The organism is Labilithrix sp., assembly GCA_019637155.1.
Lineage (GTDB): Bacteria > Myxococcota_A > Polyangia > Polyangiales > Polyangiaceae > Labilithrix.
Map to the genome: position 1 here is coordinate 273,436 of JAHBWE010000005.1, position 25,977 is coordinate 299,412.

At 71.0% G+C, this 25,977-nt stretch carries 18 protein-coding genes; 9 read left to right on the forward strand and 9 right to left on the reverse strand.

Translation table 11 applies throughout. The features are described from left to right. Positions 1 to 48 precede the first annotated feature (48 nt). The 4 genes from KF837_12145 to KF837_12160 form a co-directional block, all read right to left on the reverse strand. The gene (locus tag KF837_12145) at positions 49 to 1,239 is read right to left on the reverse strand and encodes a hypothetical protein (protein ID MBX3228062.1); all 1,191 of its coding nucleotides are present in this window, start codon (positions 1,237 to 1,239) and stop codon (positions 49 to 51) included. Positions 1,240 to 1,322: 83 nt separating this feature from the next. Further along, complete coding sequence (gene fmt, locus KF837_12150) at positions 1,323 to 2,273, reverse strand: methionyl-tRNA formyltransferase (protein MBX3228063.1); 951 nt, start codon at positions 2,271 to 2,273, stop codon at positions 1,323 to 1,325. Then, complete coding sequence (locus tag KF837_12155) at positions 2,274 to 3,026, reverse strand: hypothetical protein (protein ID MBX3228064.1); 753 nt, start codon at positions 3,024 to 3,026, stop codon at positions 2,274 to 2,276. Continuing rightward, a complete protein-coding gene (locus KF837_12160) occupies positions 3,014 to 3,319 on the reverse strand; it encodes a hypothetical protein (GenBank protein MBX3228065.1) in 306 nt (101 codons plus the stop codon). The genes KF837_12155 and KF837_12160 overlap by 13 nt, the downstream gene beginning before the upstream one ends. Positions 3,320 to 3,359: 40 nt before the next feature. On the opposite strand from KF837_12160, the gene serC reads away from it, so the two are divergent. Beyond that, on the forward strand, positions 3,360 to 4,487 hold the full coding sequence (gene serC / locus KF837_12165) for a 3-phosphoserine/phosphohydroxythreonine transaminase (protein MBX3228066.1): 1,128 nt from the start codon (positions 3,360 to 3,362) through the stop codon (positions 4,485 to 4,487). Here serC and KF837_12170 read toward each other — a convergent pair. Further along, entirely contained in the window at positions 4,456 to 4,764 is a 309-nt protein-coding gene (locus tag KF837_12170; GenBank protein MBX3228067.1) for a DUF4433 domain-containing protein, read from the reverse strand. The two genes, serC and KF837_12170, sit on opposite strands and share 32 nt — an antisense overlap. A 121-nt stretch (positions 4,765 to 4,885) precedes the next feature. Between KF837_12170 and KF837_12175 the strand changes: the two genes are divergently transcribed. Next, positions 4,886 to 5,368, forward strand: coding sequence for a hypothetical protein (locus tag KF837_12175; protein MBX3228068.1), 483 nt, complete (start codon positions 4,886 to 4,888; stop codon positions 5,366 to 5,368). Between the two features lie 14 nt (positions 5,369 to 5,382). On the opposite strand, the gene KF837_12180 is transcribed toward KF837_12175, so the two are convergent. Beyond that, positions 5,383 to 5,598 carry a hypothetical protein gene (locus KF837_12180; GenBank protein ID MBX3228069.1) on the reverse strand — a complete coding sequence of 72 codons (216 nt, stop codon included), beginning with the start codon at positions 5,596 to 5,598 and terminating at the stop codon, positions 5,383 to 5,385. Positions 5,599 to 5,616: 18 nt separating this feature from the next. Then, the gene (locus tag KF837_12185; GenBank protein MBX3228070.1) at positions 5,617 to 8,121 is read right to left on the reverse strand and encodes a serine/threonine protein kinase; all 2,505 of its coding nucleotides are present in this window, start codon (positions 8,119 to 8,121) and stop codon (positions 5,617 to 5,619) included. Positions 8,122 to 8,147: 26 nt separating this feature from the next. Between KF837_12185 and KF837_12190 the strand changes: the two genes are divergently transcribed. Both KF837_12190 and KF837_12195 read left to right on the forward strand, forming a co-directional pair. Continuing rightward, complete coding sequence (locus KF837_12190) at positions 8,148 to 10,010, forward strand: adenylate/guanylate cyclase domain-containing protein (GenBank protein MBX3228071.1); 1,863 nt, start codon at positions 8,148 to 8,150, stop codon at positions 10,008 to 10,010. 79 nt (positions 10,011 to 10,089) lie between these two features. After that, entirely contained in the window at positions 10,090 to 11,055 is a 966-nt protein-coding gene (locus KF837_12195; protein MBX3228072.1) for an Rpn family recombination-promoting nuclease/putative transposase, read from the forward strand. Positions 11,056 to 11,082: 27 nt separating this feature from the next. Here KF837_12195 and KF837_12200 read toward each other — a convergent pair whose 3' ends face one another. Continuing rightward, positions 11,083 to 11,457, reverse strand: a complete 375-nt coding sequence (locus KF837_12200; GenBank protein MBX3228073.1) for a hypothetical protein — start codon at positions 11,455 to 11,457, stop codon at positions 11,083 to 11,085. 405 nt (positions 11,458 to 11,862) lie between these two features. On the opposite strand from KF837_12200, the gene KF837_12205 reads away from it, so the two are divergent. The 5 genes from KF837_12205 (at position 11,863) to KF837_12225 (ending at position 20,051) form a co-directional block, all read left to right on the forward strand. Next, complete coding sequence (locus tag KF837_12205) at positions 11,863 to 12,450, forward strand: hypothetical protein (protein ID MBX3228074.1); 588 nt, start codon at positions 11,863 to 11,865, stop codon at positions 12,448 to 12,450. A gap of 120 nt (positions 12,451 to 12,570) precedes the next feature. Next, positions 12,571 to 13,278 carry a hypothetical protein gene (locus KF837_12210; protein MBX3228075.1) on the forward strand — a complete coding sequence of 236 codons (708 nt, stop codon included), beginning with the start codon at positions 12,571 to 12,573 and terminating at the stop codon, positions 13,276 to 13,278. Positions 13,279 to 13,300: 22 nt separating this feature from the next. Beyond that, the gene (locus tag KF837_12215) at positions 13,301 to 14,230 is read left to right on the forward strand and encodes a YcaO-like family protein (protein ID MBX3228076.1); all 930 of its coding nucleotides are present in this window, start codon (positions 13,301 to 13,303) and stop codon (positions 14,228 to 14,230) included. 56 nt (positions 14,231 to 14,286) lie between these two features. Further along, a complete protein-coding gene (locus tag KF837_12220; GenBank protein MBX3228077.1) occupies positions 14,287 to 19,644 on the forward strand; it encodes a protein kinase in 5,358 nt (1,785 codons plus the stop codon). A gap of 35 nt (positions 19,645 to 19,679) precedes the next feature. Beyond that, positions 19,680 to 20,051: a hypothetical protein gene (locus tag KF837_12225; protein MBX3228078.1), complete on the forward strand. Its 372-nt coding sequence runs from the start codon at positions 19,680 to 19,682 to the stop codon at positions 20,049 to 20,051. Positions 20,052 to 20,054: 3 nt separating this feature from the next. Here KF837_12225 and KF837_12230 read toward each other — a convergent pair whose 3' ends face one another. Then, positions 20,055 to 25,952, reverse strand: a complete 5,898-nt coding sequence (locus tag KF837_12230) for a hypothetical protein (protein ID MBX3228079.1) — start codon at positions 25,950 to 25,952, stop codon at positions 20,055 to 20,057. Positions 25,953 to 25,977 lie beyond the last annotated feature (25 nt).

The following is a 25,977-nucleotide window of genomic DNA, read 5'->3' on the forward strand; positions in this document are numbered from 1 at the left end:
AGAAAAGGAAGCGTCGAACCTGTCAGGGTGCTGTCAGGTTTCACGGAGTCACGGCGCGGCGAGCGTGCCCTCGGTGAGGCAGGTCGAGCCGACGTTGGGCGAGAGGTGCTTCGCGCCGGTCGTGCTCGCGCCGCTCGTCGAGTTGATGCGGATGCGGCCCGCGCCGCCGCCGCCGCCGGGGGCGTTGTCGCCCGCGAGCGCGGTCGCGTCGCCGCCGTCGATCTGGCCGCCGCCGCTGCCGCTTCCGCCGAGCGAGCCGTTCGCGAGCGCGGCGCTCTCTGCGGCGGTGGAGCTGAGCTGCGCGTTCTGCCCGAAGTCCTTCGCGCCGCCGGCGCCGCCCTCGGCGAGGAGCGAGCCCGCGAGCGTGACGGTCGGCGCCTCGATCAGGATCGCTCCGCCCGAGCCGCCGCCGGAGCCGTGCTGCGTGCCCGCCGCGCCGACGAACGCGCCGCCGCCGCCACCGGCGGCGACGATGCCGTTCGCGCCGAGGGTGAACGTCGTGCCCGCGACGAGCTGCACCGCGCCGCCGCCCGATCCGGAGTTTGGGAGCGTGCCGGCGCCGCCGGTCGAGCCGCCGACGAGCGGGACGTTCTCGGGCGTGCCGTACGCCGCGCCGCCGGCCGCCGGCGTGCCGCCGGTCGTGAGCGCAGCGCCTTTGCCGCCGGCGCCGCAGTACCCGCCGCCGCCCGCGCCGTTGGTGGTGGACCCCGCGCCGCCGCCGCCCGGCCCCGCGCCCTGGACGTCGCCCGACGTGCCGTGCACGAAGCCGCCCGCGGTCGCGTAGTCGCGATCGGCGCTCACGTCGATCGTGCCCTGCACGTCGAAGGACTCGAGCGCCACGATCGCGAGCGCGAAGGTGCCCTTCGGAACGATGCGCGCGTTCGGCTCGACGCGGACGCTCTTCGCGACGTACATGCCGATCTTGCCCGCCCCCGGCTGATCGACGGTGACGTACTGCACGAGGTCGTTGTCGATGCAGCTCACCTCCTTCGTCTCCGTGTGAAACGTGCAGTTTGCATGGCTCACGACGACGTCACCGAGCTTCGACGCGTCGACGCCGTCGAGCTTCAGGTTGCTCAGCTGGAACGGCACCGTCGCCGGCGTCGGCGCGGCCGCCTCCGGCGTCGTCCCGCCCGCGTCGGGCGTCCCCGTATCGACCGGCGCCGGCTCGTTGGTGGTCGTGATCGTGCAGCCGGCGACGAGAGCAACGAGAGCAGGGACGACGAAGACGAAACGCATACGGCAAACCTCCGGAAAGGGGTGGGGGAGCGACCAACGTAGGACGCTCGTTTTCGCCCGGTGTCACCCGGTCGGTCTACGCGTCAGATCGCCGCGCCGAGGACGTCGCCTTCGATCACGCCGCGGCCCGAGTACCAGTCGCTCGCGCTGACCGGCTTCTTGCCCTCGAGCTGCACGCGCGCGAGCTCGACGGCGCGCGCGCCGCACGCGACGACGACGCGACTCTTGTCCGCGAGGACGACGGTCCCAGGCGCCGCGCTCGTCGCCGCAGCGGGCGTGTCGGTCACGCGCGTCGCGTGCACCTTCAACGTTTTTCCGCGCGCGGTGGTGAAGGCGCCGGGCCATGGGCTCATCCCGCGCACGTGGTCGTGGACCGCGCGCGCGTGCTTCGTGAAGTCGATGCGCCCGTCCTCCTTCTTCAGCATCGGCGCGACGGTGTGCTCGGCGTCGTTCTGCGCGATCGGGACGTACTCGCCGGCGACGTATTTCGGCAGGCCCTTCCGCACCGCGAGCGCGCCCATCGCGGCGAGGCGCTCCGAGAGCTCGCCCGCCGTCTCGTCGGGATCGATCGGCGTGCGGAACAGCTCGAGCATCGGCCCGGTGTCCATGCCTTCGTCCATCTTCATCAGCGTGATACCGGTCTCCGGCTCGCCGCGGACGACCGCCCACGTGATCGGCGCCGCGCCGCGCAGCTTCGGGAGCAGCGAAGCGTGCACGTTCACGCAGCCGAGGCGCGGCGCGTCGAGCACGTCCTTCGGGAGGATGCGGCCGTACGCGACGACGAGCGCGACGTCGGCGCCTTGCTCCTTCAGCCATCGCGCGAGCTCGCCAGTGCGCACCTTCGTCGGCTGATGCACCGTGATCCCCAGCGCGAGCGCGCGCTCCTTCACCGGCGGCGCGTGCAGCTCGAGCCCGCGCCCCTGCGGCCGATCGGGCTGGCAGACGACCGCGGTCACCTCCGCGATCTCGGCGAGGGCGTCGAGGCAGGGGACCGCGAACTGCGGCGTCCCGAAGAAGACCGCGCGGAACGTCATTCAGGTGCCGACTTCGATCTCGACCGCCGGCGCGCTCATCTCGTGCTCGCCTCCCTCGAACACGCCGATGAGCGGGGTCACGACCTTCACCTGGTACTTGCCCTTCGGCAGCGGCCCCGCCGGCGTGCGCGGAAAACCCTTCTCCGCCGAGGTGCCGCGCACCTTGTCCGGCGCCCACTTCATCTTCACCGCTTCCCACGGCACGCGCACGCTCGCGTAGCCGCTCGGCGCGATCGTCACCTTCGCGACCTTCTGGTCCGCGGGCGGCGGCGGGTTGTGGCCCTTCGGCGGCGGCGGCGGGTTGCCGGCCGGCATGTCGACGCGCTTCTTCGACTTCACGTCGTAGGCCTCCGTCTCGAAGCGCGCGAGCGGATCGATCCGGAAGTAGAGCGGCATCGGCTCCTTCGTCTTGTTCGTGAACGTGACCTGGAGATCGACCTTGCCGCCCGGCGTCGCCTTGGTCGGGCTCGCCGAGAGCGTGACCTCGAGCTTGCCCTTCAGGTCGGGGTTCGCGAGCGTGGTCGGCGAGTCCGTCGTCTCGCAGTCGCTCTTCCCGAGGAGCTCCTCGAGGTTCGAGATCGAGAACCCCTGGCAGACGTCCTTCTTCGGCTCTCCGCCCGCGTCGTCGTCGGCGCCGGCGTCGCCTTCGCCGCTCTCGGCGCCGTCGGACGGCTTCGGCGTCTCCGGCTCCTTGTTGCCGCCGCACGCCGCGAGGAAGAGGAGGATCGAGAGAGCGGACGTCAGTCGATGCATGCTTGCCAGGTCTCCGGGTTCGGTGCCTTCATCGCGCAGCGGTACTCGCTCTTCGTGATCTCGGCCTCGCATTGGTTGGCGACCGTCGCGTATTTCGGCTGGCTCTTGTGGAGCGCCTTCTTCATCTCGCGCGCCGCCCGCGCCTCGGCGGGCGGGAGGTCGGCGAGGGAAGGGTCGGACTCGATCGTCATGTCGAGGTACTTGTCGAGCATCTCGCTGCACTGCTCTTTCGTCGCCTTGCCGTTGCAGGCCGCGATGAAGCCGGCGACGGCGAAGAGGAGGCTACGACGCACGCGCGGAGCATAACCAGTTTCGGTGGTAGAGTGGGCGCCCATGAGCCGCGTGATGAACTTCAACGCCGGGCCCGCTGCACTCCCTCTCGCCGCGCTCGAGCGCGCTCGCGAGGAGCTCCTCGACTTCGAGGGCTCCGGCATGAGCGTGATGGAGCACTCCCATCGCGGGAAGGTCTACGAGAAGGTGCATCACGAGGCGACCGCCCTCGTCGCGAAACACCTCGGCACCCCGCTCGACACGTGGGACGTCCTCTTCGTGCAGGGCGGCGCCTCGCAGGCCTTCGCCCAGATCCCGATGAACTTCCTCGAGGCGGGGAAGACGGCGGACTACGTCGTCAACGGCGCGTGGGGCGAGAAGGCCGTCGCCGAGGCGAAGACGATCAAGGCGATCGGCGGGGGCGAGCCTCACGTCGCGCACTCGACCAAGGGCGCGGACAAGAGCTACACCCGCGTGTCGAAGCAGTCGGAGATCCAGCCGTCGAAGGGGGCCGCGTTCTTCCACCTCACGAGCAACGAGACGATCCACGGCGTCGAGTACGCGCTCGGCGCGGAGACGCCGTTCCCCACCACCGAGGCCGGCGTGCCGGTCGTGATCGACATGTCGAGCGACATCCTCGGGCGCCGCGTCGACGCGTCGAAATTCGATCTCGTCTACGCCGGCGCGCAGAAGAACATCGGACCGTCCGGCGTCACGATCGTCGCGCTCAAGAAGGAGCTCACGGCGAAGGGGCGGAAGGACATCCCGACCATCTTCCAGTACCGCACCGCGGCCGAGAACCAGTCGCTCTACAACACCCCGCCGACGTTCGGCATCTACCTCGTTCGCAACACGCTCGGGTGGCTCGAGTCGCTCGGCGGCGTCGAGGGCGTCGAGAAGCGGAACCGCGAGAAGGCGAAGCACATCTACGACGCGATCGACGGCTCGGGCGGCTTCTACAGGTGCCCGGTCGAGCCCGCCTCGCGCTCGATCATGAACGTCGTCTGGCGCTGCCCGAACGAGGGGCTCGAGGAGACCTTCGTGAAGGAGGCGACGGCGGCGAAGATGATCGGCCTCAAGGGTCACCGCGCGGTCGGCGGCCTCCGCGCGTCGATCTACAACGCGGTCGAGCCGGCCTGGTGCGAGGCGCTCGCGTCCTTCATGAAGGACTTCGCGAAGAAGCACGGGTAGCCGCCGCGCCCACATCGCCCTCGAGTGATCTCGTTCGTCCGCCCAGGGGCGAGTCTTGGTGTCCCCGTGATACAACGAGGAGCATCACCGAGCGCGGGCAGAAGTTGAACGGAACGTAGTCCCCGAGCCTGCCACCCGAGCCCGCCGTGACGGGACGATTCAGCCGACGCTGCTTGATGTGCGAGTAGCCGATGTTCGTCGTGAGGAGGTTCTTCGCGATGCGCTGCGAGTCCGACCAGAGGCCGCCGTGCGCGAGGATGCTCGGCACGTTCTCCACGTGCGTGATGTGGAAGATGGGCGGATTCGCAGGGACAGCACCAGGCATGCCGCAATACCTGGACATATGAGCAGGCTATCCGCCGCCTGTAAAGGGCTGCTCGACATCCTAAGCTTCCGGCGTGACGCGCTTTCGCTTCGCGCTGCTCGCCGTTGCCTCTGCCGTCGTTGTCGCCGCGGCGTGCGCTGGCGACGACGACACGACGCCTGCGGTCCCCGTCGCCGACGCGGGCATCGACGCCGCGATCGAGGAGGAGGCCGACGCGGAGGCGCCGGTGGTCCAGTGCACGGACGTCGAGCTCGCGGCGGGCGACTTCACCGACGGCGGCGCGATCGAGATCGCGTTCAACACCGGCGCGAACCCGCGCCAGTACTCGAACCACTGCATCACGGTGAAGGCCGGCACGACGGTGAGCTTCACCGGGAGCTTCCGGCAGCACCCGCTCGAGCCGGCCGGCGGCGACGTGCCGAACCCGGTCCCGACGGTCTCGAGCGATCAACCCGACGACCGTCTCGACGTGACGTTCCCGTCGCCGGGCACGTTCGGCTATCGCTGCACCTTCCACCCCACGCTGATGTTCGGCGCGGTGCGGGTGGTGCCGTAGCGTACGGGCGAGCGCTACTTCTTCTTCGCGGCGTGCGCGGCGACGCCCTTGTCGAGCGCCTCCGCGACCGCGGTCGGGACCGCTTCGCCGCGCGCCCACTGCGACGCCTTCACGAGGTTCGTCTGCGCCGCTTCCGCGATGCTGACGCGGCGGCCGCGCGAGAGCTTGGCGAAGGCGCTCTGGTTGTCGGTGGGGACGTTCTTGAGGGCAGGCTGAAGGAATCCACGCATGGCGGCGCCTTCATAGCATCAGAGCCCGAAGATCGACAGCCCGCAGGTCTCCTTCGCGAGCCAGGTCACGCTCGTCGCGTCGGGATCGGCGCTGTCGTACTTCACGGCGCAGGAGGCGTTCACCTCGCCGCGGATCCTGAGCGCGCCCGTGCTCTCGCCGAAGGCCTGCAGCATCTGGACGAAGGAGCCCATCGTCTTCGCCTCCATCCGCGCGAGCTTCTCGCACGGGATCGGGTTCGCCTTCGCGAGCGCGTCGACGCGGAGGTTGCCCTTGTCCGGCGTGATCGTCCCCGTCACGACCGCGCTGAACGGACCGAACGACACGAGCATGCTGTCGATGTCGAGCGGCTGGCCGGCGATCCCGCTGACGCCGCCCTCGATCTTCACGTCGATCGGCTTCTTCAGGTCCTTCACCTTGAGGCCCCAGAGCGAGGTCGGACCGACGAGGCTCATCTTGCCGTCCTGCGCGATCTCCCCCTCGAGGTACGTCTCGATCTCGGTCGACGCGTCGGCGGGGAGGCCGACCTCGGCCGGCTTCAGGCCGAGGTTCGCGATCGGCGAGCGCGCGATCTTCACCGTGATCCGCACCGGCGCGGAGGGGCTCGCGACGACGAGCACGCTCGGACCGTCCGGGAGCGCGGGATCGAGCGCGAGGCGGAAGCGGCTGCCCTGCGGCCCGCTCTCGAGCGAGGCCCCCCACGGCCCGATGCTCGTCTTCCCCGTCTTGTAGAAGAAGCGGCCGATCGAGCCTTTCACGTCCTCGTTCCCGTTCCCGCGCGACTCCACCTCGAGCCCGACGTCGCCCGCCTCGAAGCCCGCGCCGCCGGGGCCTTTCCACTCGATCGTGCCCCCCGCGACGGTGAAGCGCCGCGGCGCCTGCGGCGTGCCCGCGAAGCGGACGCGGTTCTCGGAGAGGACGAGGCCGAGGCCCATCTCGAAGTCGGCGGGCGCGCCGTCGAGGTGCACGTGCGCGCCGATCGCGCGGAGCTCCTTCATGCTGAACCCGGAGACGAAGAGCTCGTCGACGTCGGCGCTGACGCCGGGGACGCGAATGGGCTTCAGCTTCACCCCGCGGAACGTCGCGGTGCCGAGGCCGACCCCGGTCCGCTCGATCGTCATCTCGAACCCGGCGTCGTGCGCGGTCGCGATCGCGCGGTTCTTCACGATGAGCGGCAGCGCGATGAAGAAGACGACGACGAGGATGACCGCGCTGATGACGAGGATCGCGATGCGCGGCACGCCGCTCTTCACCGGCGCGGCGGCGCGGTTCTTCGGCTCGAACTGGAGCTCGAGCTTCTGCGGAGTCTGCGGCTGCGCGAGGGAGCGTCCTTCGTTCGCGGGCCGATGCTCCGGCGCCGGCAGGTCGGGGACGCGCCCCTCGACGATCGCGCGGACGTCCATGAAGCCCGGATCGCTGCTCGCTGGCTCCGGCGGCGGGGGTTCGCGTTTTCCGTCCGGGCGCGTCGGCATCAGCGCGGTGGACTTGATCGCGGGCGCCGGCTCCGGCGCGAGCGGCGCGAGCGGCGCCATGAGCGCGGTGCCTTGCGGCGTCCGCTTCACCGCCGGCGGCGCGAGGTCCGGGACGACCTGCGCTCGGCCGAGGAGCGCGTGGCGCTGGCGCGCCTGCTCGCTCATGCGCGCGTCGACGAAAGCGGGGAGATCGGGGATCTCGCTCAGCTCGGCGAGGAGGCCGAGCAGCGCGCGCCGGAGGGCCTCCGCCGAGCGGAAGCGATCGGCGACGTTCGGCGCGATCGCTTGCTGGATGACCTGCGCGATCTCCGGGCGCATGTCGGCGGGGAGGGGGACGAGCGGCGGCGCGGCGGCGAGCAGCGCCTGCATCGTCACGAGGTCGGTGTTGGCGGCGTACGGCGTCGAGCCGACGAGGGCGCGGAAGAGCATCGCGCCGGCCCCGAACACGTCGGTCCAGGGGCCGATCTCCTCACGCCGCGCCTGCTCCGGCGACATGTACCGGATCTTGCCTTTGATCGTCCCGAGCGCGGTCGAGTGCGCGTGGCGGTCGCGCGCGTGGGCGATCCCGAAGTCGATGATGCGCACGCGCCCGTCGAGCGAGAGGAGGACGTTCTGCGGCGACACGTCACGATGGACGACGTTGCGCGGCGCGCCGTCCGGCCCGACGACGGAGTGGGCGGCGTGGAGGCCGGCGCACACCTCGGCCACGACGTGGAGCGCGACGGCGACAGGAGCGGTCCGGTGCTGCGAGACGAGCGAGAAGAACGAATCGCCGTCGACGTACTCCATCGCGAGGTAGAGGCGATCCGCCTGCGCGGTGTGCTCGTAGACCTTGGCGACGTTCGGGTGCTCGATCGCGGCGACGATGGTCGCCTCGTCCAGGAACATCGCGCGAAACGACGGATCCTCCGCGAAACGGGAATGGATCATCTTCAGGGCGACGAGCCGTCCGGCCCCGTCCCGCTCGCGCGCCGCCCACACCGTGGCCATGCCACCCTCGCCGATCGGGCAAACGAGCTCGTACCGATCGACGACCTGCCCCGGTTTCAACACCCTCCCACTATACTGAGAAGTCGCCGATGCGTTCCGTGGTCGTGTCGTCCTCGTTCAGCCTCTCGTCGTCGCCGGGCGACGTGTGGCCGTTCATCACCGACACGGATCGCACGAATCGCCTCGTCATCGGATCGGCCAACGTCTACCGGCCGATCGAGAAGGGGACGAAGAGCAGCGCCCGCTTCCTCGTCGAGGCGAAGGCGGCGGGCATGACGATGACGTACGAGGAGGCGCCGTTCGAGTGGACGCTCAACAAGTCGTTCAGCGTCTACCGGAAGATGCGCTCCGGCCCGCTCGAGTCGTACACCTACGGCATCACGCTCGATCCGGCGCCCGACGGCGGGACGAAGGTGACGGTGCGCCTCGACCTGGTGCCGCGTCACTGGCTGCTCCGCCCCATCGCCCAGATCGAGGGCAACCGCATCGTCGCGCGGATGGCGAAGCTCGCCGAGTCGATCGACGCGCACCTCCGCGACAAGGCGCCGAGCCCGTACCTGAAGCCGAGCTCCCCCGCGAACGAGGAGCGGCTCGACTTCGCGCAGCGCGAGCTCGAGAAGCGCGACCTCGACGCCAAGGCGATCGCGACGCTCGTGGACCTCATTCGCAACGGCCCCGACGCCGACCTCGTCCGCATCCGCCCCTTCGAGCTCGCGCACGAGCACGGGGTGGACGAGCGCGAGATGCTCCGCATCTGCCTCCACGCCGTCACGCTCGGCGTGGTCGAGCTGCGGTGGGCGCTCGTGTGCCCGAGCTGCCGCACCGCGAGCGATCAGGTCACGTCGCTCGCGGAGATCGGCGACGCGAGCCACTGCCAGCTCTGCGATCTCCAGTTCGGGGTGGAGCTCGACAAGGCGGTGGAGGCCACCTTCGTCCCGCACCCGAGCGTGCGCGAGGTGTCGAACATGATGTTCTGCATCGGCGGTCCCGCGCGCACGCCCCACGTCGTCGCGCAGGCGGTCGTCGACGCGCGCGGCGAGAAGTCGCTCGAGGCGCCGGCGGAGGCGGGCCGCTACCGCGTCTTCGCGCGCGGCGGCGCGATCGCGTCCGTCGACGTGACGAGCGAAGGCGCGACGTCGGCGACGGTGACGCTCGAGGGCGAGGCGCTGACGCCGCCGGCGGTGGACGTCGCGCCCGGCGCGAGCATCGTCGTGCACAACCGGACGAGCACGCCGCTCCACGTGAAGCTCGAGCGCCTCGGCTACGCGAGCCGCGCGGCGACGGCGCACGTCGTCACGACCCTGAGCGAGTTCCGCCGCTTCTTCTCGAAGGACCTCCTCAAGCCGAGCACGCCGCTCAAGGTGGCGAGCGTCGCGATCCTGTTCAGCGACCTCACCGGCTCGACCGCGCTCTACACGCGGGCCGGCGACGCGGCCGCGTTCCGTCTCGTCGACGATCACTTCGACGTGTTGCGGAAGGTCATCGACGAGCACGGCGGCTCGGTGGTGAAGACGATGGGCGACGCGATCATGGCGGCGTTCATCGAGCCGCTCGCCTGCGTGCGCGCGTCGATCGCCTGCCTCCACGCCTTCGAGACGTTCCGCGTCGACGCCGACAACGGCGAGCTCACGGGGATCAAGCTCGGCCTCTTCGCGGGCCCCTGCTACGTCGTCACCGCCAACGACGCGATCGACTACTTCGGTCAGACGGTGAACTGCGCCTCCCGCGTGCAGCACTGCGCGGAGACGGGGGAGATCGTCTTCGAGGAGGAGGTCTGGGACCGCCTCCCCGAGGTCGACAAGTCGAAGCTCCGCCTCGTCTCGAAGCTCGAGACGACGGTCAAGGGCGTCGCCCACCCCCTCCGGCTCGTACGCACGAAGCTGATGACGGAGATCGTGAGCCAGCGACACCTCACCTCACAGAAACGCGCGTCGTCTCCCGAGCTCGTGTGAGGTGTGCGCTCTTGTCCGGCGCGCGAGGTGCTAGGCAACGGCCGCCCCACCGCGCACGACACGCTATGCTCGCGCCTCGATGGCTCGTCTGGACCCGAAGCTCGACGTCACGTTCAAGCTGCTGCTGACGCGCTATCCGGAGCTGCTTCGGAGCATGCTGGAGGCGGTGCTGGGGCAGCGCATCGACGAGCTCGAGGTGCTCAACCCTACGATCGTAGGCGACCTGATCGGCGACAAGAGCGTCGAGCTCGACGTTCGCGTTCGGCTCGCGGACGGCACCCGTGTCGACGTCGAGATGCAGGTCCGCGCCTACCGCGCGCTCGCCGACCGCTTCCTCTACTACGCCGCGCGCGACTACGCGGGCCAGCTCGCGCGCGGCGGCGACTACGACGGGCTGACGCCGACCATCCTCGTCATCTGGACGGTCGCACCGCTCTTCCAGGATCTCGAGCAGTACCACTCCATCTTCGAGCTCCGCGAGCGCCGTACGCACGAGCTCTTCTCGTCGCAGCTCGCGATCCACCTGCTCCAGCTCGATTTCATCGGCGTCCCCGGCGCCGACGAGGCCGTGCGCCGGTGGGGACGGTTTCTCCTTGCGGAGTCGGAGGCCGAGTTGGATGCTTTGGCGACGGAGGATCCTATCATGAGCGCTGCCCGCTCCGCCCTCGACGAGCTCTCTCAGGACCCAGAAGCCGCCCGCCTGGCACGCGACCGCTCCGACGCGTTGAAGCTCAACGCCATCGCCCTCCGCCAAGAGCGCGAGCACGAGCGTCGCGAAGGCAGGCTCGAGGGCAAGCTCGAGGGCAAGCTCGAGGGCAAGCTCGAAGGCAGGCTCGAGGGCAAGCTCGAGGGCAAGCTCGAAGGCAGGCTCGAGGGCGAGCTCAAGGGCAAGCTCGAAGGGCTCCTTGCGGTGCTCGCCGCTCGGGGCCTCACCGTCTCCGAAGACGCGAAGGTCCGCTTCGCCGCCGAGTCTGATCCGGCTGTTCTCGGTCGATGGCTGGTCCGCGCCGTTACCGTCTCGAGCGTCGACGAGCTTTTCCAGTAGGTCGCCCGGCGAGCTCGCGCGGGAGGGCTACGCCGTGCGGCGGCGTGCGCCGAGGGCCAGGTCGAGCGCGCGGTCGACGGCGGCGGAGTCGTAGGGCTTCGCGAGGGCGGCGACGGAGCCGGGGACCGACGGCGTTCGGGTCGACGTCGCGCTGACGACGATCGCGAGCTCCGGGTCGAGCTCGAGCGCACATCGCGCGACCTCGGCGCTCGGCATGTCGCCGACCGCGAGGTCGAGGAGGAGCACGTCGAAGTGTTGCTCGCGCAGGCGCTGGAGGGCGGACGCGCCGTTCGCGAGCGGCGTGACCTCGCAGCGCGTCGCGAGCCGCCGCACGAGCACGCGCCGAACGAGGTCATCCGGCTCGACGACGAGCACGGTCGGGCGAGGGGAAAGATCGATCATGGCTGCCTCGTCCCTTCGAGAGCGCAAGCACGCTCCGTTCGACGCATGTTCATCCGAAACAGGATAAACGCGAAAGTAGGCAGAGCGCACGCTTTCAGTGTTGAATGTGCGAAATGTGAGGTCAGGGGTAATTTCGATCGACCTACATTGGTCTCTTCGCCGACGCGAGCGCCGAACGGTTCGTGGGCGTATAAATGCAGTTCGTCCGCTAAATATGGCGCTTCGTCGGGGTTGTTGAATACTTGGTCGGGCCTTTTAGTCTCGCCTAGACTGACAGGCTCGAGATCCTGTTTCTCGGTGGAAGACTTAGTTACCGAGAAAAACGAGAAATCACAACCACGGCATGAGCACGCTGTCGCAGGAGGTTGTGCGATGACACGCGCGAGCGCCACGGAGCGCAGTCGGATGAGCAAACGCTTGTGGGGGCTCGAATGGCCGACCTGGACGCACGACGGCATCGTCTGCGAGCCGGCCGGGCTCGAGGAGGTGCGCTCCTTCATCGCCGATCACTACCCGTCGATCTTCGCGCTGGAGGCGGGCCCCTTCCTCACGGAGGCGATGACGGACGCGAAGCGCCGCTTCCTCGAGGAGTGTGACATCTCCGTTCTGCGCGACGGCGCAGAGCTCGCCGGCATCGCGATCGGGCATCCGACCGACTGGTCGACGTGGTACTCGCGGAGCTTCGCGCTCCTGCCGAAGTACCGCGAGCGCTCGCTCCTCACGGAGTTCACGCGGCGGACCTCTTCGCTGCTCGCCGAGCAGGGGATTGACCGCGCGGAGGTCGACACGTCGCCGGCGAACGTGCCGGTGCAGCGCGCGCTCCTCCAAGCGGGCTTCCTCATCACCTCCACCACGCTCTCGGAGCGTTGGGGGACGATGCTCCGCTTCACGCGCTTCTTCAACCCGAAGGCGGAAGAGGCCTTCCGCCGCCAGTACATCAGCGTCCCCAACTACGGACGCAGCGCTCAGTCGAAGGAAGGAGGTAGTCCGTGAAGAAGTTCGCTCGCACCAGCCTCTGAGGCGATCGACACGTGGGCGGCACGGTGGGGGGAGGGCCGTGCCGCCATCGAGTCTCTGGGAGGCGTCGGGTCGGCGCCGGGAAAGGAACAGTCAATGATTGGTCGCGCGCTTCGAATCGACATCGAACGGTACATCTCCAAGCCGGAGGCAAACTCCCTCTTCGCGACGACGAAGGATGGAAGGCTCACCCCGGAGATGATGGCGCGCTACCTCGCTTCGCTGCATTTCATGATCTGCCTGACGCCGGTTCATCTGGTTCGCGCGCGCGACGCCGCGCGGGCGCGAGGGCTGGACGAGCTCGCGGATCACTTCGACAAGAAGGTCGGCGAGGAGGTGGGGCACGAAGCGTGGTCCGAGTCCGACCTGCGGACGCTCCGCGCGAAGAGGGCGGGGGCGTCCGGCGACGTCGCCCCCGGCGCCCGCGAGCTCGCCGCGTACATCGAGTCCGCGATTGACGACCATCCTGCGTATTACCTCGCGTACGCCGCGTTCGCCGAGTTCATCACCGTCATGGTCGGGCCGACGTGGGTGGAGATGCTCGTGCAGCGCTGCGGGATCCCGCTGGAGGCGCTGACCGTCATCACGAACCATATCGAGCTCGACGGAGCGCACGCCGAGGAAGGCTTCGAGCTCATGGACGACCTCATCACCGATCCGGCGATGCTGCCGGCGATGCGCAAGATCCTCGCCGAGTGCATGGCGCGCTATGACAACTACTGCGCAGAGTGCACGGCCGTCGTTCCCGCTGCGGAGAGCGGGACGACGCTGGTCGTCGAGGCGCCGAGTGTTTCCGCTGCCTGAGGGGTGGACCGTACCGGAAGAGGTGGGCGACACGATCGACGTCGACGGCTGGACGGTCCACCGGTCGGGTGTGTCCGCGGTGGGACCGACCGGCGAGGAGATTTGCGGCTCGGCGGCGGCGCGTGGTCGACCCGCCACCGAGCGCGCGTGGTTCGAACTCGTCGAGCGCGTCTCTGCCGTCCAGGCGATCGCGGAGGGAGAGGCTTCCTACCCCTTGCGCGACGAGACCGGAGCCATCGTCGGTCAGCTGGACCGCGCCGACGTATTTCCTGCGAATCCTGAGCCGGAGCGCTGGGTCTACGCGCGCTCGAACGGCGTCGCGATCCATTCTGGATGGCGCGCGGCGTGTGAACGAGCGGTGTGGGAGCTTGCCGAGCGGGATCGCGTGCTCCGCGCGTGGGCGGGCGAGCTCCGCCCGGTGCCGATCGTTCATGACCTCGCGTCACCGTCTTACGAATGGTCCGCCTATGCGTTTCCAGCTGGAGAAGGGTCGTTCGCGGCGTCGGTCGAGGTCGTCGGCGTCTTCGCCCTCCCCATGCGCGACGACCTTCCCGTCGGGATCGGCTTCGCGGGCCGACCGCAGCGAGAGGACGCCTTGTCCGCCGCGGCGTGCGAGGCCGTTCAGCAGCTCGCGTTCCTGTGGGGCGAGGCCGTGCCGGCATCGGCCGACGCACCGCCGGGTGCCATGCTCCACCTCGACACCTTCCAGATCCCGGCGCATCGCCCGCGACTCCGCGCGTGGCTCGAAGGCGCGCACACAGCCTTCGCGAGCGCCCGCTCTTCCCGGCGCGGGAAAGCCCCGGTTCGATTCGTGGACTTGACCATGGCCGGTCTCGGCGCCGAGCTTCGCGTCGCCAAGGCGATATGTGCGGATGCGATGCCGCTCGTCTTCGGAGAGAGCCCTGATTTCGCGGGGCTGCCGATCGAGCTGCGACTTCATCCCATTCCCTGAATTTCCATGGCTTCGCCCGTTGAACGCGGCGCGGAGACGGCTAGTCTCAGCCGCTGATGCAGCGGCCATCGATTCCCGGGTTCGAGCTTGGAGCGGAGCTCGGTCACGGCGCGCACTCCGTCGTCTATCGAGGGAAGAAGGACGGGGTCCCGTGTGCGGTGAAGCTCCCGCGCATGCGCGCTCGCTGGACGCGGTTGATCTATCGCGAAGCGGTAGCGCTCGCTCGGGTGAAGCACGGCGGCTTGCCGCGGGTGCTCACGGTGGGGGACGCCGACGGGTTTCCGTACCTCGCGATGGAGCTCGTCGAGGGACAGACGCTCGCCGATCGCCTGAACGGCTCGGCGCTCCAGGAACCCGAGCTCCTCGCGATCGCCCTCCAGCTCGCGGATGCGCTCGCAGCCGTCCACGATGCGGGTCTGGTCCATCGCGACGTCAAAGCGCGCAACATCGTCGTCGATCACGGGCGCGTCGTGCTCGTCGACTTCGGGTTCACGACGCCGATGGAGCGCACTGGTGACGGCGAGACGGCCGGCACCGCCGCGTACGCCGCGCCGGAGCAGCTCGTCCCGCCGGGAAGGGTCGACGCGCGAACCGACCTGTTCGGGCTCGGGCGGGTCCTCCTCGAGTGCGTCAGTCGGGAGCTCTTCTCCACGACCTCGTCGACCGCCGACGTCGCGAGCCTCCGCGAGCTCCTGGTCGGGGGCGGCGTGAGCGCCGGGCTCGCCGAGGTCATCGCGCATCTCCTTCAGCATGACGCGAGCCGGCGTTATCCCGACGCACGCGCCCTGATGCGTGAGCTCGATCGCCTCAGCCGCGGGCTGCCGGTCCTCGGCGCCGCTGCTTACGTGCCCGAGCGGGCGCTCTCTCTGTCGAGAGCACGCGAAGACGAATGTGCGCGTGCGCTCGACGCGGTGTCGAAACCGGGAGACGGCGGCCGAATGCTCCTCCTGCAGGGGACCCGGGGCAGCGGCAAGACGTTCCTCCTCCATGCGCTGGAGGCCCAGCTTCGGCATCAGGGCCGCGTCTCGCTCACGACGAGCGCGAAGGACGATCCGCCGCTCTCGGGGCTGCGTCGCATCCTCGAGTCGTGCGTCGCCGGAGGATCGCCCGCCAGTCGTGGGATGGCGGGCCACGAGCTGTCCGAGCTCCTCGGAAACCTCTCCGCCGTCGGTGAGCTCATCGCGCCCATCGTCGCGTCGGCGCTGCACCCGGGCTCACCGCCGGAAGAGCCGGAGCTGCCAGAGGCGACGGAGGCGTTCGAAGAAGGTGCCGCCGAGCTCATCGTGCGCATCGCGCGGCGTCTCGGGCGGCTCGTGCTCCTCGTCGACGACGTGCAGTGGATGGACCTCGCGAGCGCCGCCGCGCTCCTCCGTCTCGCCCATCGTCTCGCCGACTCCCCGGTGGTGCTCGTCCTCGCGAGCCGTCCGGAGTCGCCGTACGGCGTGCCGACCCGCTTCGCCTCGGTCCGCGCGGCCGACGTTCCCGTGCGGACGATCGAGCTGGGACCGCTCGACGCGGAGGGGGTCGCGCGGGTCATCCAGGCGCACCTGTGCACCGATCCCGTCGATCGCGAGCTCGTGAGACGAGTGTGTGCGTTCGCCGATGGGACGGCGCTCGGCGTCCTCGAGGTGCTCTCCGCCTATGTCGACGCGGGGGCGATCCGACCGCACGACGGCGCGTGGGTCTTCGACGAAGCGCGGGCGGCCGCGATCGTGCTGCCGCGCGGCGTCCTCGCGCTCCTCGCTCGCCGCGTCGGCGAGCTCCCGCAGGCGGCGCGTCGCGTGCTCGAAGCAGCGGCGGTCTGCGGTCTGACCTTCTCCGAGTCGCTCGTCGCGCGCACCCGCGCGCTCACCGAGGAGACGGTGGGCTATGCGATGGTCGGTGCGCTCCGGGCGGGCGTCGTCGAGCGCGTGGGTGAGGGCGAGTGGCGCTTCCTGCACGACAGCATGCGCGACACGCTGCTCGCGGACCTCTCCGACGCGGAGAGCCGTCACCTCCATCAGCGCGCGGGCACCGTGCTCTCCGAGTCGGAGCGCGCGACCGGCGACGACCTCCTTCGCGCGGCGCGGCACTTCGCGCTCGGCGAGCCGGCGCAAGATCCCGAGCGCGTGCACCGCGTCGCGTGCGCCGCCGCTGCGGCCGCGCTCCGGCGTCACGACGACGAGGCCGTTCTCGAGCTCCACGCCCTCGCCGTGAGCTCTGCGAAGCTCGCCGGGCTCGCGCTCTCCGCCGATCTCCATCGACTCGCGGGCGAGGCGTCGTTCCGTCTTGGCGCGATCGACGACGCCGTGGCGGCGTTCGAGCGCGCGCTCGCGGCCACCCACGAGCCACTCGCGCGGGCGATCCTCTACGGTCGGATCGCATGGGCGTACGAGACCAACGGCGACGTCGAGCGCGCGTGGGACGAGCTCGGCCGCGCCTTCGCGGAGATGGGCGCGCGTCTCCCGGTCGAGGACGTCGCGTCGGTCGCCGCGACCACGGTGAACGTCGCCCGCATCCTCGTCGATCGCATGCCGACGCGGGCGCGCACCGCGGCCGAGACCGACCTCCTCTGCCGCCTGCACTACCAGAATTTCAGGATGGCGTTCGAGTACGGACGAGTCGGTCGCGCCGTTCACAGCTCGATCGCGTCGTACGGCTTGAGCGCCAACGCCGCCCCAGCCACGCGTGCGCGTGCCCAGGTCGTGTACGGTTTCGTCCTCTCGGTCCTGGGTCGCCGCGCCGCCGGTACCGCCGCGGTGCAGAGCGCGGTCGCTCTCGCGAAGACCTCTGGGGATCCGACCGTGGAGGCGTTCTGCACGCAGATGGAAGGCATGACGCTGAGCTGGGGCGGCGACTTCGCGACCGCGGTCGCGTGCTTGCGCCGGTGCGTCGATGTCTACGGACCGTGGATCGAGCTCACCGAGCTCACGCATGTGAGCCTCAGCTGCGAGCTCATGATCACGGTGAGTGGACGGCCCCTCGAGTCCTGGGCGTGGATTGACGGCGCCCTTGCGCGCCTCCGGCGCGCCCGCGCGGGCTCGCGCATGGATGTCTGGACTTTTCATCGCGCGCGGGCGCTCCTCGCCAGCCTCGGTCGGACGCCGGAGCCGGGCTCGTGGCTCGCCGCTCGCCTCGCTGAGATCACCGTGCGCGACGGCGGGAAGGGGTACTTTCGGCTGCTCTCGTGGGGGCCGCGCGCGGCCTACTACGTCGAGACGGGTGATCTTGGCGCCGACTTCGAGGCCCTCGTCGCCGAGTTCGCGGCCGAGAACCACGACCCGCGACGCGTTCACCCGACCGTCGGCGAATTCTATCTCGCGGTCGCGTACGCCCGCCTGCACCAGTGTCTGCATGCGACCGAGGACGTGCGCCCACGCAGCGTCCGTGCGCTCGCCGCGGCGGTGGCCGACCTGCGCGCGGGCACGCGCCTCCCCGTCGTGAAGGCGCACGCGGGCGCGATCGAAGGCGCGCTCGCGTGGCTCTCCGACAAGCCGGCGAAGGCCGCGAAGCTGCTCGCCGAGGGCGAGGCGATCGCGATCCGCGAGAACTTCCCGTGGGTGCTCTACTCCGTTGCCCGGGTCCGCGCGCATATCCTCCGTGAGGACGGAAAACCTGCCGCTGCGCGCGATCAGGCGCGCGTCGCTGCGACGCTCGCGCGCGAGCACGGGGCCATCGCGCGTTTGCATGTCATTCGCGAGGAGTTCGATCTCGGCGAGGCTGCGCCGGAGGAGCAGCTGGCGAAGGTGAGCCGCATGACGGTGCGGAGCTCGTCGAGTCGGACCAACCGGCACCTCGCGGCGCTGTTGCAGGTCGCGCGGAGCCCGCGGCGCGATCTGAAGGCGGAGCAGCAGGCGGCCGTCATCCTCGACGAGCTCGTGGAGTCGCTGCGCGCGGAGCGTGGCGCGATCTGGTTCCAGCCCGAGACGCCGTCGGCCGGGATGGCGGTCGCGCGGCAGCGCGGGAGCGTGCTCTCCACGTCGGTCGCGCCGGACTCGCCGCGTGGGTCGCTGCTTCGGTCGGTCCAGCGGAACGGCATCGCGTGGCCGAGCGAGCAGGTGGAGCACATCGAGGCCGAGCCGGCGATCGATCCGACCCGCACCCTCGTCGTTCCGCTCTACCTCTACGACGCGTGCGCCGGCTCCCTCGCGATGGAGCGCAGCATGCACGATCCGCCGTTCGCGGTCGAAGATCGGCAGCTCCTCGAGCTCCTCGCGCATCAGGTGCCGATCGCGCTCGAGATCGCGCGCCTCCTCTACGAGCGCGAACGCCTCCACGTCTCGCTCCAGCAAGCCAAGAAGATGGAGGCGATCGGCCAGCTCGCCGGCGGGCTCGCGCACGACTTCAACAACATGCTCGCCGCGATGAAGGTGGCCCTCGGCGCCGCGCAGGAGCGCGCGACGGAGGACTCCGAGATGGCGGTGGAGCTCGACATCATCGCGCAAGCGACGACGCGCGCCTCGCAGCTCACGCACCAGCTCCTCAGCTTCTCGCGCAACCAGTCGCTGCCGGTGTCGATCCAGGACGTGAACCAGCTCATCGCGGCGATCGAGCCGATGCTCCGCCGCGTCGCGAACGAAGGCGTCGACGTCATGCTGAAGCTCTCCCCGGTCGTCGACACGGTCGAGGTCGACCAGGCGAGCTTCGACCAGGCGCTGATGAACCTCCTCATCAACGCGCGCGACGCGATGCCGAACGGAGGCACGTTCACGATCGCGACCCGCAACGTGGTGCTCGACGAGAACGCCGCCGCCCGCGCGAGCCTGACGCCCGGCGCCTACGTCGAGGTCGAGGTCGCGGACACGGGCGAGGGGATGAGCCAGGACACGCTCTCGCGCATCTTCGAGCCGTTCTTCACGACGAAGCCCGCGGGGCGAGGGACCGGCCTCGGCCTCGCGACCGTCTACGCGTTCGCCAAGAACTGCGGCGGCGGCATCGACGTGCAGAGCGAGCCCGGGAGCGGCACGCAGTTCCGCCTCTACTTGAAGAGGGCCGAGCGCCGCCGCGTATCCCGCCCCGCGCGGCGACAGCAGAAGATCCCGTCGACCACGCCCGCGCCGGGCGCGCCGCCGGACACGATCCTCGTCATCGACGACGACGACCTCGTGCGCCGCTCGATCGCGAAGATCCTCGAACGCAACGGCTACCGCGTCGTCGCCGCGAGCGGCTCGGCCGAGGCGCTCGACGTCGCGCGCACGCAGGGCGCACGCATCGGCCTCGTCATCATGGACGTGCTCCTGCCCGGCGTGACGGGACCGGAGCTCGGCCGGCGGCTCGGCGACCTCCTCCTCCCCGCGAAGCTGCTGTTCGTCTCGGGCTTCTCCGCCGACAGCGCCCCGATCGAGGACGCCAACGTCTCGGCCGAGATGTTGCTCCAGAAGCCGTTCTCCCAGATCGCGCTCCTCGAGCGAGTACGGAAATTGATGCCTTCGTAAGCAACTTCGCGCGCGCCGGGCCGACGCCACGCTACGTGTCATCAGGCCCGTGGGTACGGATCACCGTCAACGCCGACGAGCTCGAGCTCCTCATCGAGCGGCTCCGCGCCGAGCTCCACCGCGCCCGCGCGACGCCACCACCACGCCGCGGCCACCGCGTGCTCCTGGTGCTCGCCGCCGTCGTCGGCCTCGTCACCGGCGGCGCGCCGTTCTTCTTCATCGATCCCCCGCCGCCGCGTCGCGCTCCGGCCGTCACGTCGTCGCCCACCGCCGCTTCCCCCGCGCCAACCGCGAGCGTCCTCATCACCCCGGCGCCAACGCTCCCGCTCGTGCCGCCTCCACCGCGCCCCGATCGCCCCGACCGCCCATCCCCACCGGCCGACCGCAGCTACGTGCGCGAGCTGTAATCGCTAGCCCGCCCAGGTCGAGCCGACGCGGCGGCGCAGGGCGGTGGACTCCGGCGTCAGCGCGAAGCGGACGACGTCGCCGGCGAAGGGGTGGTCGAGGACCGCTTGGACCGAGCCGCGGCCGGGGGCCTCCGTCGCCTTGAGGAAGGCTCCGTCGAGGCCGCGGAGCTCGTCGATCGTCGCGAGCACGTCGCCCGTCAGCACGTACGCGATGCGGAGCTCCGCGCGGGCGAGCGCGCCGATGAGCACGTCGATGCCGACGAGGCGGCCCGACGGAGACGCCATGAGCGGGACCAGACGCTCGAGGAGCTGCTTCTGCTTGCGCCCGAGCTCCTTCGCCACGTTCGGCTCGTATTGGTAGACGAGCTTCTGCGAGAGCACGTCGATGTCGTCCTTGCCGTAGACCGGGTTCACCGTGCGCGCGGCCGCGACCAGCATCGCCTCGATGTGCGGCGGCGGCAGCTCCTCGAGCCACGGCACGTTGAGCGCGACGCGCGCGAGCGCGCGGCCGAGCGACGCGAGCTGCGTCGGCTCCGGCAGCTCCGTGAGGCCCTTCGGCACCACGACCCAGAGACCGTCCTGCGCGAGCACGCGCGTGCGCGAGACGTTCGGCGTGATCACGAGCTCGATCTCCTGGATGCCGAGCGCGCGCGCGAGGCGATCGAGGAGGATGCGGGTGGGGTTGCCGCTCCGGCGGCCGATCCGGTCGCGCGGGTAGATGCCGATCTCGCTGATGTCCGCGCGGAGCAGCTTCGTCTCGATGCCGGAGATCGCGGCCGCGATCTCGAGGAAGAGATGCCGCCCCTCCGGCGGGACGACGTGCGTGACGAGCGTGCCGCGATCGAGGATGGCGTGATGCTGCTCGAACGGCGGCAGGCGGCGGCCGCGGAGCCACGCGTGCCGGCCCTCGTCGAGCTCGCCCGCGATCGCGCGGACCTCGCTCACCACGATCGCCTCCTCCGGCCGCCGCTCCGCGTTGAGGGAGCGCTCGAGGAGCTCCAGCGCCGCGGCCGGCTCGGCGATCGCCATGAGCGGCGCCGAGGTCGGGTGGAACATCGACATGATCGTCTTCGTCGCGTCGTCGTGCGCGCCGAGGCGCGAGTACGCCGCGGCGAGCTCGAACCTGCACTCGTGGAGGCTGGGGTCCATCTGCACCGCGCGGCCGAGGTGGTTCACGCCGTCGCGGAGGCGATTGAGCTGCTCGACCTCGATGTGACCGAGCGACGCGAACCAGCGCGGATCGGTCGTGCCGAGCTGCTGGCCGCGCGCGATGACGGCGCCGAGCGAGCGTGCGTACGAGACCGCGTCGAGGCCGCCGGGGCCCGGGTTCTGCGGCGAACGGAAGAAGCGCGAGAGCCGCGCGAAGGCGCGCTGGTGATCGGGCGCCGTCGCGACCGCCTCCACGAGCGCCTTCTCCGCCTGCGGCATGTCCTTGAGCGCGAGACGGATGTCGGCGAGCTCGAGGAGGATGTCGCATTTGACGTGGCGGTCCTTCTCGACGTGGGCGAGGCGATCGAGGAGCGACGCGATCTCCATCTTCGCCGCGGTCTTGCTCTGCGGGTGGCCGTCCTCGTCCGGCTCGTTCTGCTTCGCGGCAAGGCGATGGATGAGGGCCCGGATCGCGCGCGGGTTCTCGGGCTCGATCGAGAGCGCGGTGCGGAGGACGCGCTCCGCGTCGGCCGGCGTCGCGAGCACCTTCTCGTAGACGCTCGCGAGCGCGAAGAGCGCGGTGATGCGCGGCCCGTTCTCCTTCGTCCGCGCGACGATGTCCTCGAGCGCCTCGACCGCCTCCGGCCACGCGCGCTGCGCGATGAAGAGCTCCGAGAGCGTGAGGAGGGAAGGGACGTGATCGGGCGCGGCGGCGCGGACCGCGCGCATCGCCTCGATCGCGACGCCGATGTCGCCGAGGTCGTCCCGCGCCACGCGCGCGATCTCGGTGCCGACGTAGACGAGGGTGTCCTTCGCCGTCGCCTTGTTGAGCGCGCCGCGGAACACGTCGATGAGGCGCTCCGCTTGGTGCTGCGCGGTGCGGACCTGGGAGAGGCGCGTCGCGGCGACGGTCGAGTTGGGATCCGCCTCGAGCGCCTTCTCGAGGAGCTGCGCCGCGCGCTCGGTGCGCTCCGCGGTCGTGCCCATCCCGTCGTCGCCCGTCATCTCGGAGAGGAGCAGGTTCGCCGCGTCGACGAGGTACTTCGCGCGCACCTTCGGCTGCACCGAGAGGTCCGCGAGCGAGATCGCCGCCGTCGCCGCGCCGACCGCGTCGCCGAGCCGGTTCGCGACGCGCGCGAGCGAGGTCGCGGCCGCGACGCTGACCGGATCGAGCGCGAGCGTGTCGCGCAGGCGATCGAGCGACTCGCGCGAGGCGGCGGCGCTCGAGTCGCGATCGATCGTCGGATCGCTCGCGTGCGTCTCGAGGAGGAGGCCGAGGCGGAGGTTCGTCGCGAGGCGCGTGCCCTCGTCGTGCGCGAGCGCGGTGAGGGAGCGGAGCGCGGCGATCGCGGCGCGCCGCGCGGGGACCTCGCCGCGGCGAGCGGGGCCGATCGCGAGGCGGACCGCGGCCTCGAGGGCGGAGGGATCGGTCGGATCGAGCTCGAGGATCCGCGTGTAGGTCGCGACCGACTCGCCGGTCGAGAGGCGCCACGCCTCGAGCGCGGCGAGCTCCCACAGCGCGCCGAGGCGCGCGCGCACGTCGGTGAAGCTCTCGCCCTGATGCTTGAGGATCTGGACGATCGGCTGCGGCGCGGACTGGCGCCGCGCGACGACCTCGCGCAAGCGCAGGACGCCGACGTGCTTCGGATCGACGTCGAAGAGCGCGTCGAGGATCGACTTCGAGCGCGCCAGATCGCGGGCCGCGACGATGAGGAGCGACGCGAGCTGGAACGAGAACGCCTGCGCCTGCGCCGGCGTCGTCGCCTTCTCCGCGCGCTTCGCGAGGTGGCCGAGCAGATCCTGGAACGCGGGCGTGTCGAAGCCCTCCGGTCCGGGCGCGCCCACGGTCGTGACGATGCGCCGCGCGAGGACGCGGAGGAGGCGGTCGGCGATGAGCTCGTCCTCCGGCGTCTCGGCGAGCGCCTTCGCGTAGAGCGTCGCCGCGTTCGCGTCGTCGAGGAGGCGCAGCTCGTCGATCTCCGCCGCGAGGGTGAGGTGGCGCGCGCGCTCGGCCGGCGTGATCGCGTCGCTGCTGAGCTGCTCGATCGCGACGCGGAGCGCCTTCGCGTCCCCCGCCGCCTCGAGCACGCGCGCGGTCTCCTCCGGCGGCACGGGGTGGAGCGGATCGGCGCGATGCGCCTCCTGGAGGCACTCCACCGCCGACTTCGGATCGCGCAGCCGCGCGTCGTAGATCTGCGCGAGCTGGAGCCAGAGCGACGTCTTCTCCTTCGCCGTCGCGACGATCTCGATCCGGGCGCGGAGCGAGCGCGTCGCCTGCTCCCAGCGGCCGGCGTCTTCGTGCAGCCGCGTCTCGAGCGCGCGCGCGGCGACGTGCTCCGGGTCCTGCTCGAGGACCTCGTTCACGAGCGCGATCGCGCGCACGGGGTCGACGCGGGACAGCACCTGCGCCGAGCGCACGCGGAGCGCGAGCACGTCGGCGCCGTCGTCGGCGAGCTTCGCCTCCTCGTAGAGCGCCTTCGACAGCGCGCGGTCGTCGCCGATGCGACCGGCGGTGCGCTCGAGGCCGAGGACCGCGCCGCGGCGCCCCGGCTCGAGGCGGAGGATCTCCTCGTACGTGCGCGTCGCGCGGAGCTGATCGCCGACGAGCTCCTCCCAGAGCACGGCGACCTTCTCGAGGTACGCGACGCGGCGGCCGGTGTCGCGCGTCGCGGTCGCGGCCTGCGAGTAGAGCTCGATGAGCCCGCGCACCTCGCGGTCGAGCTCCTCCGTCGGCGCGGGCGACATGAGGCGCGAGAGCTGATCGAGGAGCTCGGAGTCGCCCGGCGCCGCGACCCACGCCGCGCGGAGGTGCGCGAGCGCCTCGTCGTGACGGCCGATCCCCTCCGCGAGCGTGGCCGCGCGCGCGAGCGCCCGCGCGCGCTTGGCGGGCTCCTCGAGCCGCTGCGCCTCGCCGTGCCAGAGCGCGATGCGGTCCTCGTCCTTCGACGCGGCGGCGAGGAGGCGATCGAGCTCGTCGAGGAGGGTCGCGTCTTCGGGATCGAGCTGCGCCGCGCGATGGACGTCGTGGATCGCGAGGTCGATGTTGCCGAGGCTCTCTTCGATCGTCGCGAGGCGGCGGAGCTCGTAGACCTGCGACGAGACGTCGGGGAAGAACGCGAGGCGCGCGCGCCGCGAGCGGGCCGCCTCCGGCCACTGGCCGCTCTGCTCGTAGAGGCGCACGAGGTCGTCGAGCACGCGGCGATCGACCGACGGCGTCGTCGGCGCGCGCGCGGCGGCGTGCTCGAGGAGCGCGAGCGCGCCCGCGTCGTCGCCGAGGAGCGTGTGCGCGAGCGTCGCGGCGTCGAGCTCGAGGCGCGCGGCGCGAGGGGAGCTCGGCTCGAGCCGCGACTCGTCGGCGAGGAGGGCGGCGAGGCGCGCGGTGTCGTGGTGCGCCGCGCAGTGGAGCGTGAACGCGTCGCGGACGGGGCCGACGCTCGCGTCGAGGCGCATCGCGCGCTCGAACGCGCCGCGCGCCGCGTCGATGCGGCCGAGGCGGTGCTCGAGGATCCGCGCGCGCTCGACGTGGAGCCACGCCGCGAGGTTCGGCTGCGCGGAGTACGCGTCGGCCATCCGGCCGAGGTGGGCGACGAGGTCCTCCCACGGGTCCTCGTCCTTGGTCGGGACGAGCTCGTGCTTCTCGCCGCGCTCGACGAACGTCCGGCGCGTGAGGTCGGTCTCGAGCCCCTTCAGCGCGGCGGAGTGATGGGGCGCGCGGCCGAGCACGAGCTCCCACGCGTCGCGTGCCTCGTCGAGGCGATCGCCGGCGATGAGGAGGCGCGCGCGCTCCACGAGCAGCTCGACCGCCGCCGACTCGCCGGAGGCGACCGCGATCTCCGCCTCGAGGTGCTTCAGCATCTCGGGGAGGCGCGAGCGGTGATGGATGCGGCGCCGGAGGATCGCGTGCGCGGCCGCGAGATCGGGCTGCACGCGCAGCGCGGCCTCGACCTCGGCATTGACCTTCGCGTCGTCGGCGAGCGACTCGTGGACGATCGCGAGCTCGACGTGGACGCGCGCGAGGCCGACGCGGTCCTCCGTCTGCGCGAGCCGCTCGACGCGCGCCTTCAAGAGCTCGACGAGCGACGCGCCCTCCGCCGTGACGCGCGGCGGCTCCTTCTCGACCGGCGCGCCCTTCGCCGAGCCGGTCGTCTCCTGACCTTTCGGCAGCGGCGGAGGCGGCGGCGCGCGACGCGAGGGCGGCCCCGCGATCGGCGGCGCGGTGTTGCCCTTGCCGGGGGGCGGAGGCGGCAGCGTCTGGTTCGCCCGCGGCAGCGGCGGAGGCGGTGGCATCGTGCGCCCCGCCGGCGCGGCGACCTTCGGCGGCGTCGGCGGAGCGGTGCGCTGCCCCGGCCGCGGGAGCGACGGCTTGGACGGCTCTTCCTCGATGACGAGCGCGGGCGCCTCGGTCGTGGACCCGCCGAAGTCGACCGCGGTCGGGAGGTTCACCGACGGCTTCTCGCCGGTCGGGGCGTGGAGGTCCTCGAGCGGCGCGTCGGGCTTGTCCTTCGCCGCCTTCTTGAGCGTCTCGCGCTGCTCGTCGATCGACCAGTTCTCGCCCGTCATCGCGAGGAGGCTCTGGACGCTGGCGGAGTCGAGGACGTCGACGCCGCTGATCTCCATCTCGTCGAGGTCGACCGACTCGTACTTCTCGCGCGGAGCGTCGCCGGCCAAGGTCGGATGCTCCTCCGGCGGAACGGCGGCGGCGGTGCCGCTCGACGGGAGCGGAGGAAATGGGGGCCGAGGGGCTTCCGCCATCGCTCCTATGCTCGCACAAGTCGCG

Excerpts from the sequence above, each read along its gene's own strand:
- KF837_12145 (MBX3228062.1), bottom strand. The coding sequence starts at position 1,239 with ATGCGTTTCGTCTTCGTCGTCCCTGCTCTCGTTGCTCTCGTCGCCGGC.
- fmt (MBX3228063.1), bottom strand. The coding sequence starts at position 2,273 with ATGACGTTCCGCGCGGTCTTCTTCGGGACGCCGCAGTTCGCGGTCCCC.
- KF837_12155 (MBX3228064.1), bottom strand. The coding sequence starts at position 3,026 with ATGCATCGACTGACGTCCGCTCTCTCGATCCTCCTCTTCCTCGCGGCG.
- serC (MBX3228066.1), top strand. The coding sequence starts at position 3,360 with ATGAGCCGCGTGATGAACTTCAACGCCGGGCCCGCTGCACTCCCTCTC.
- KF837_12180 (MBX3228069.1), bottom strand. The coding sequence starts at position 5,598 with ATGCGTGGATTCCTTCAGCCTGCCCTCAAGAACGTCCCCACCGACAAC.
- KF837_12190 (MBX3228071.1), top strand. The coding sequence starts at position 8,148 with ATGCGTTCCGTGGTCGTGTCGTCCTCGTTCAGCCTCTCGTCGTCGCCG.
- KF837_12195 (MBX3228072.1), top strand. The coding sequence starts at position 10,090 with ATGGCTCGTCTGGACCCGAAGCTCGACGTCACGTTCAAGCTGCTGCTG.
- KF837_12200 (MBX3228073.1), bottom strand. The coding sequence starts at position 11,457 with ATGATCGATCTTTCCCCTCGCCCGACCGTGCTCGTCGTCGAGCCGGAT.
- KF837_12205 (MBX3228074.1), top strand. The coding sequence starts at position 11,863 with ATGAGCAAACGCTTGTGGGGGCTCGAATGGCCGACCTGGACGCACGAC.
- KF837_12210 (MBX3228075.1), top strand. The coding sequence starts at position 12,571 with ATGATTGGTCGCGCGCTTCGAATCGACATCGAACGGTACATCTCCAAG.
- KF837_12220 (MBX3228077.1), top strand. The coding sequence starts at position 14,287 with ATGCAGCGGCCATCGATTCCCGGGTTCGAGCTTGGAGCGGAGCTCGGT.
- KF837_12230 (MBX3228079.1), bottom strand. The coding sequence starts at position 25,952 with ATGGCGGAAGCCCCTCGGCCCCCATTTCCTCCGCTCCCGTCGAGCGGC.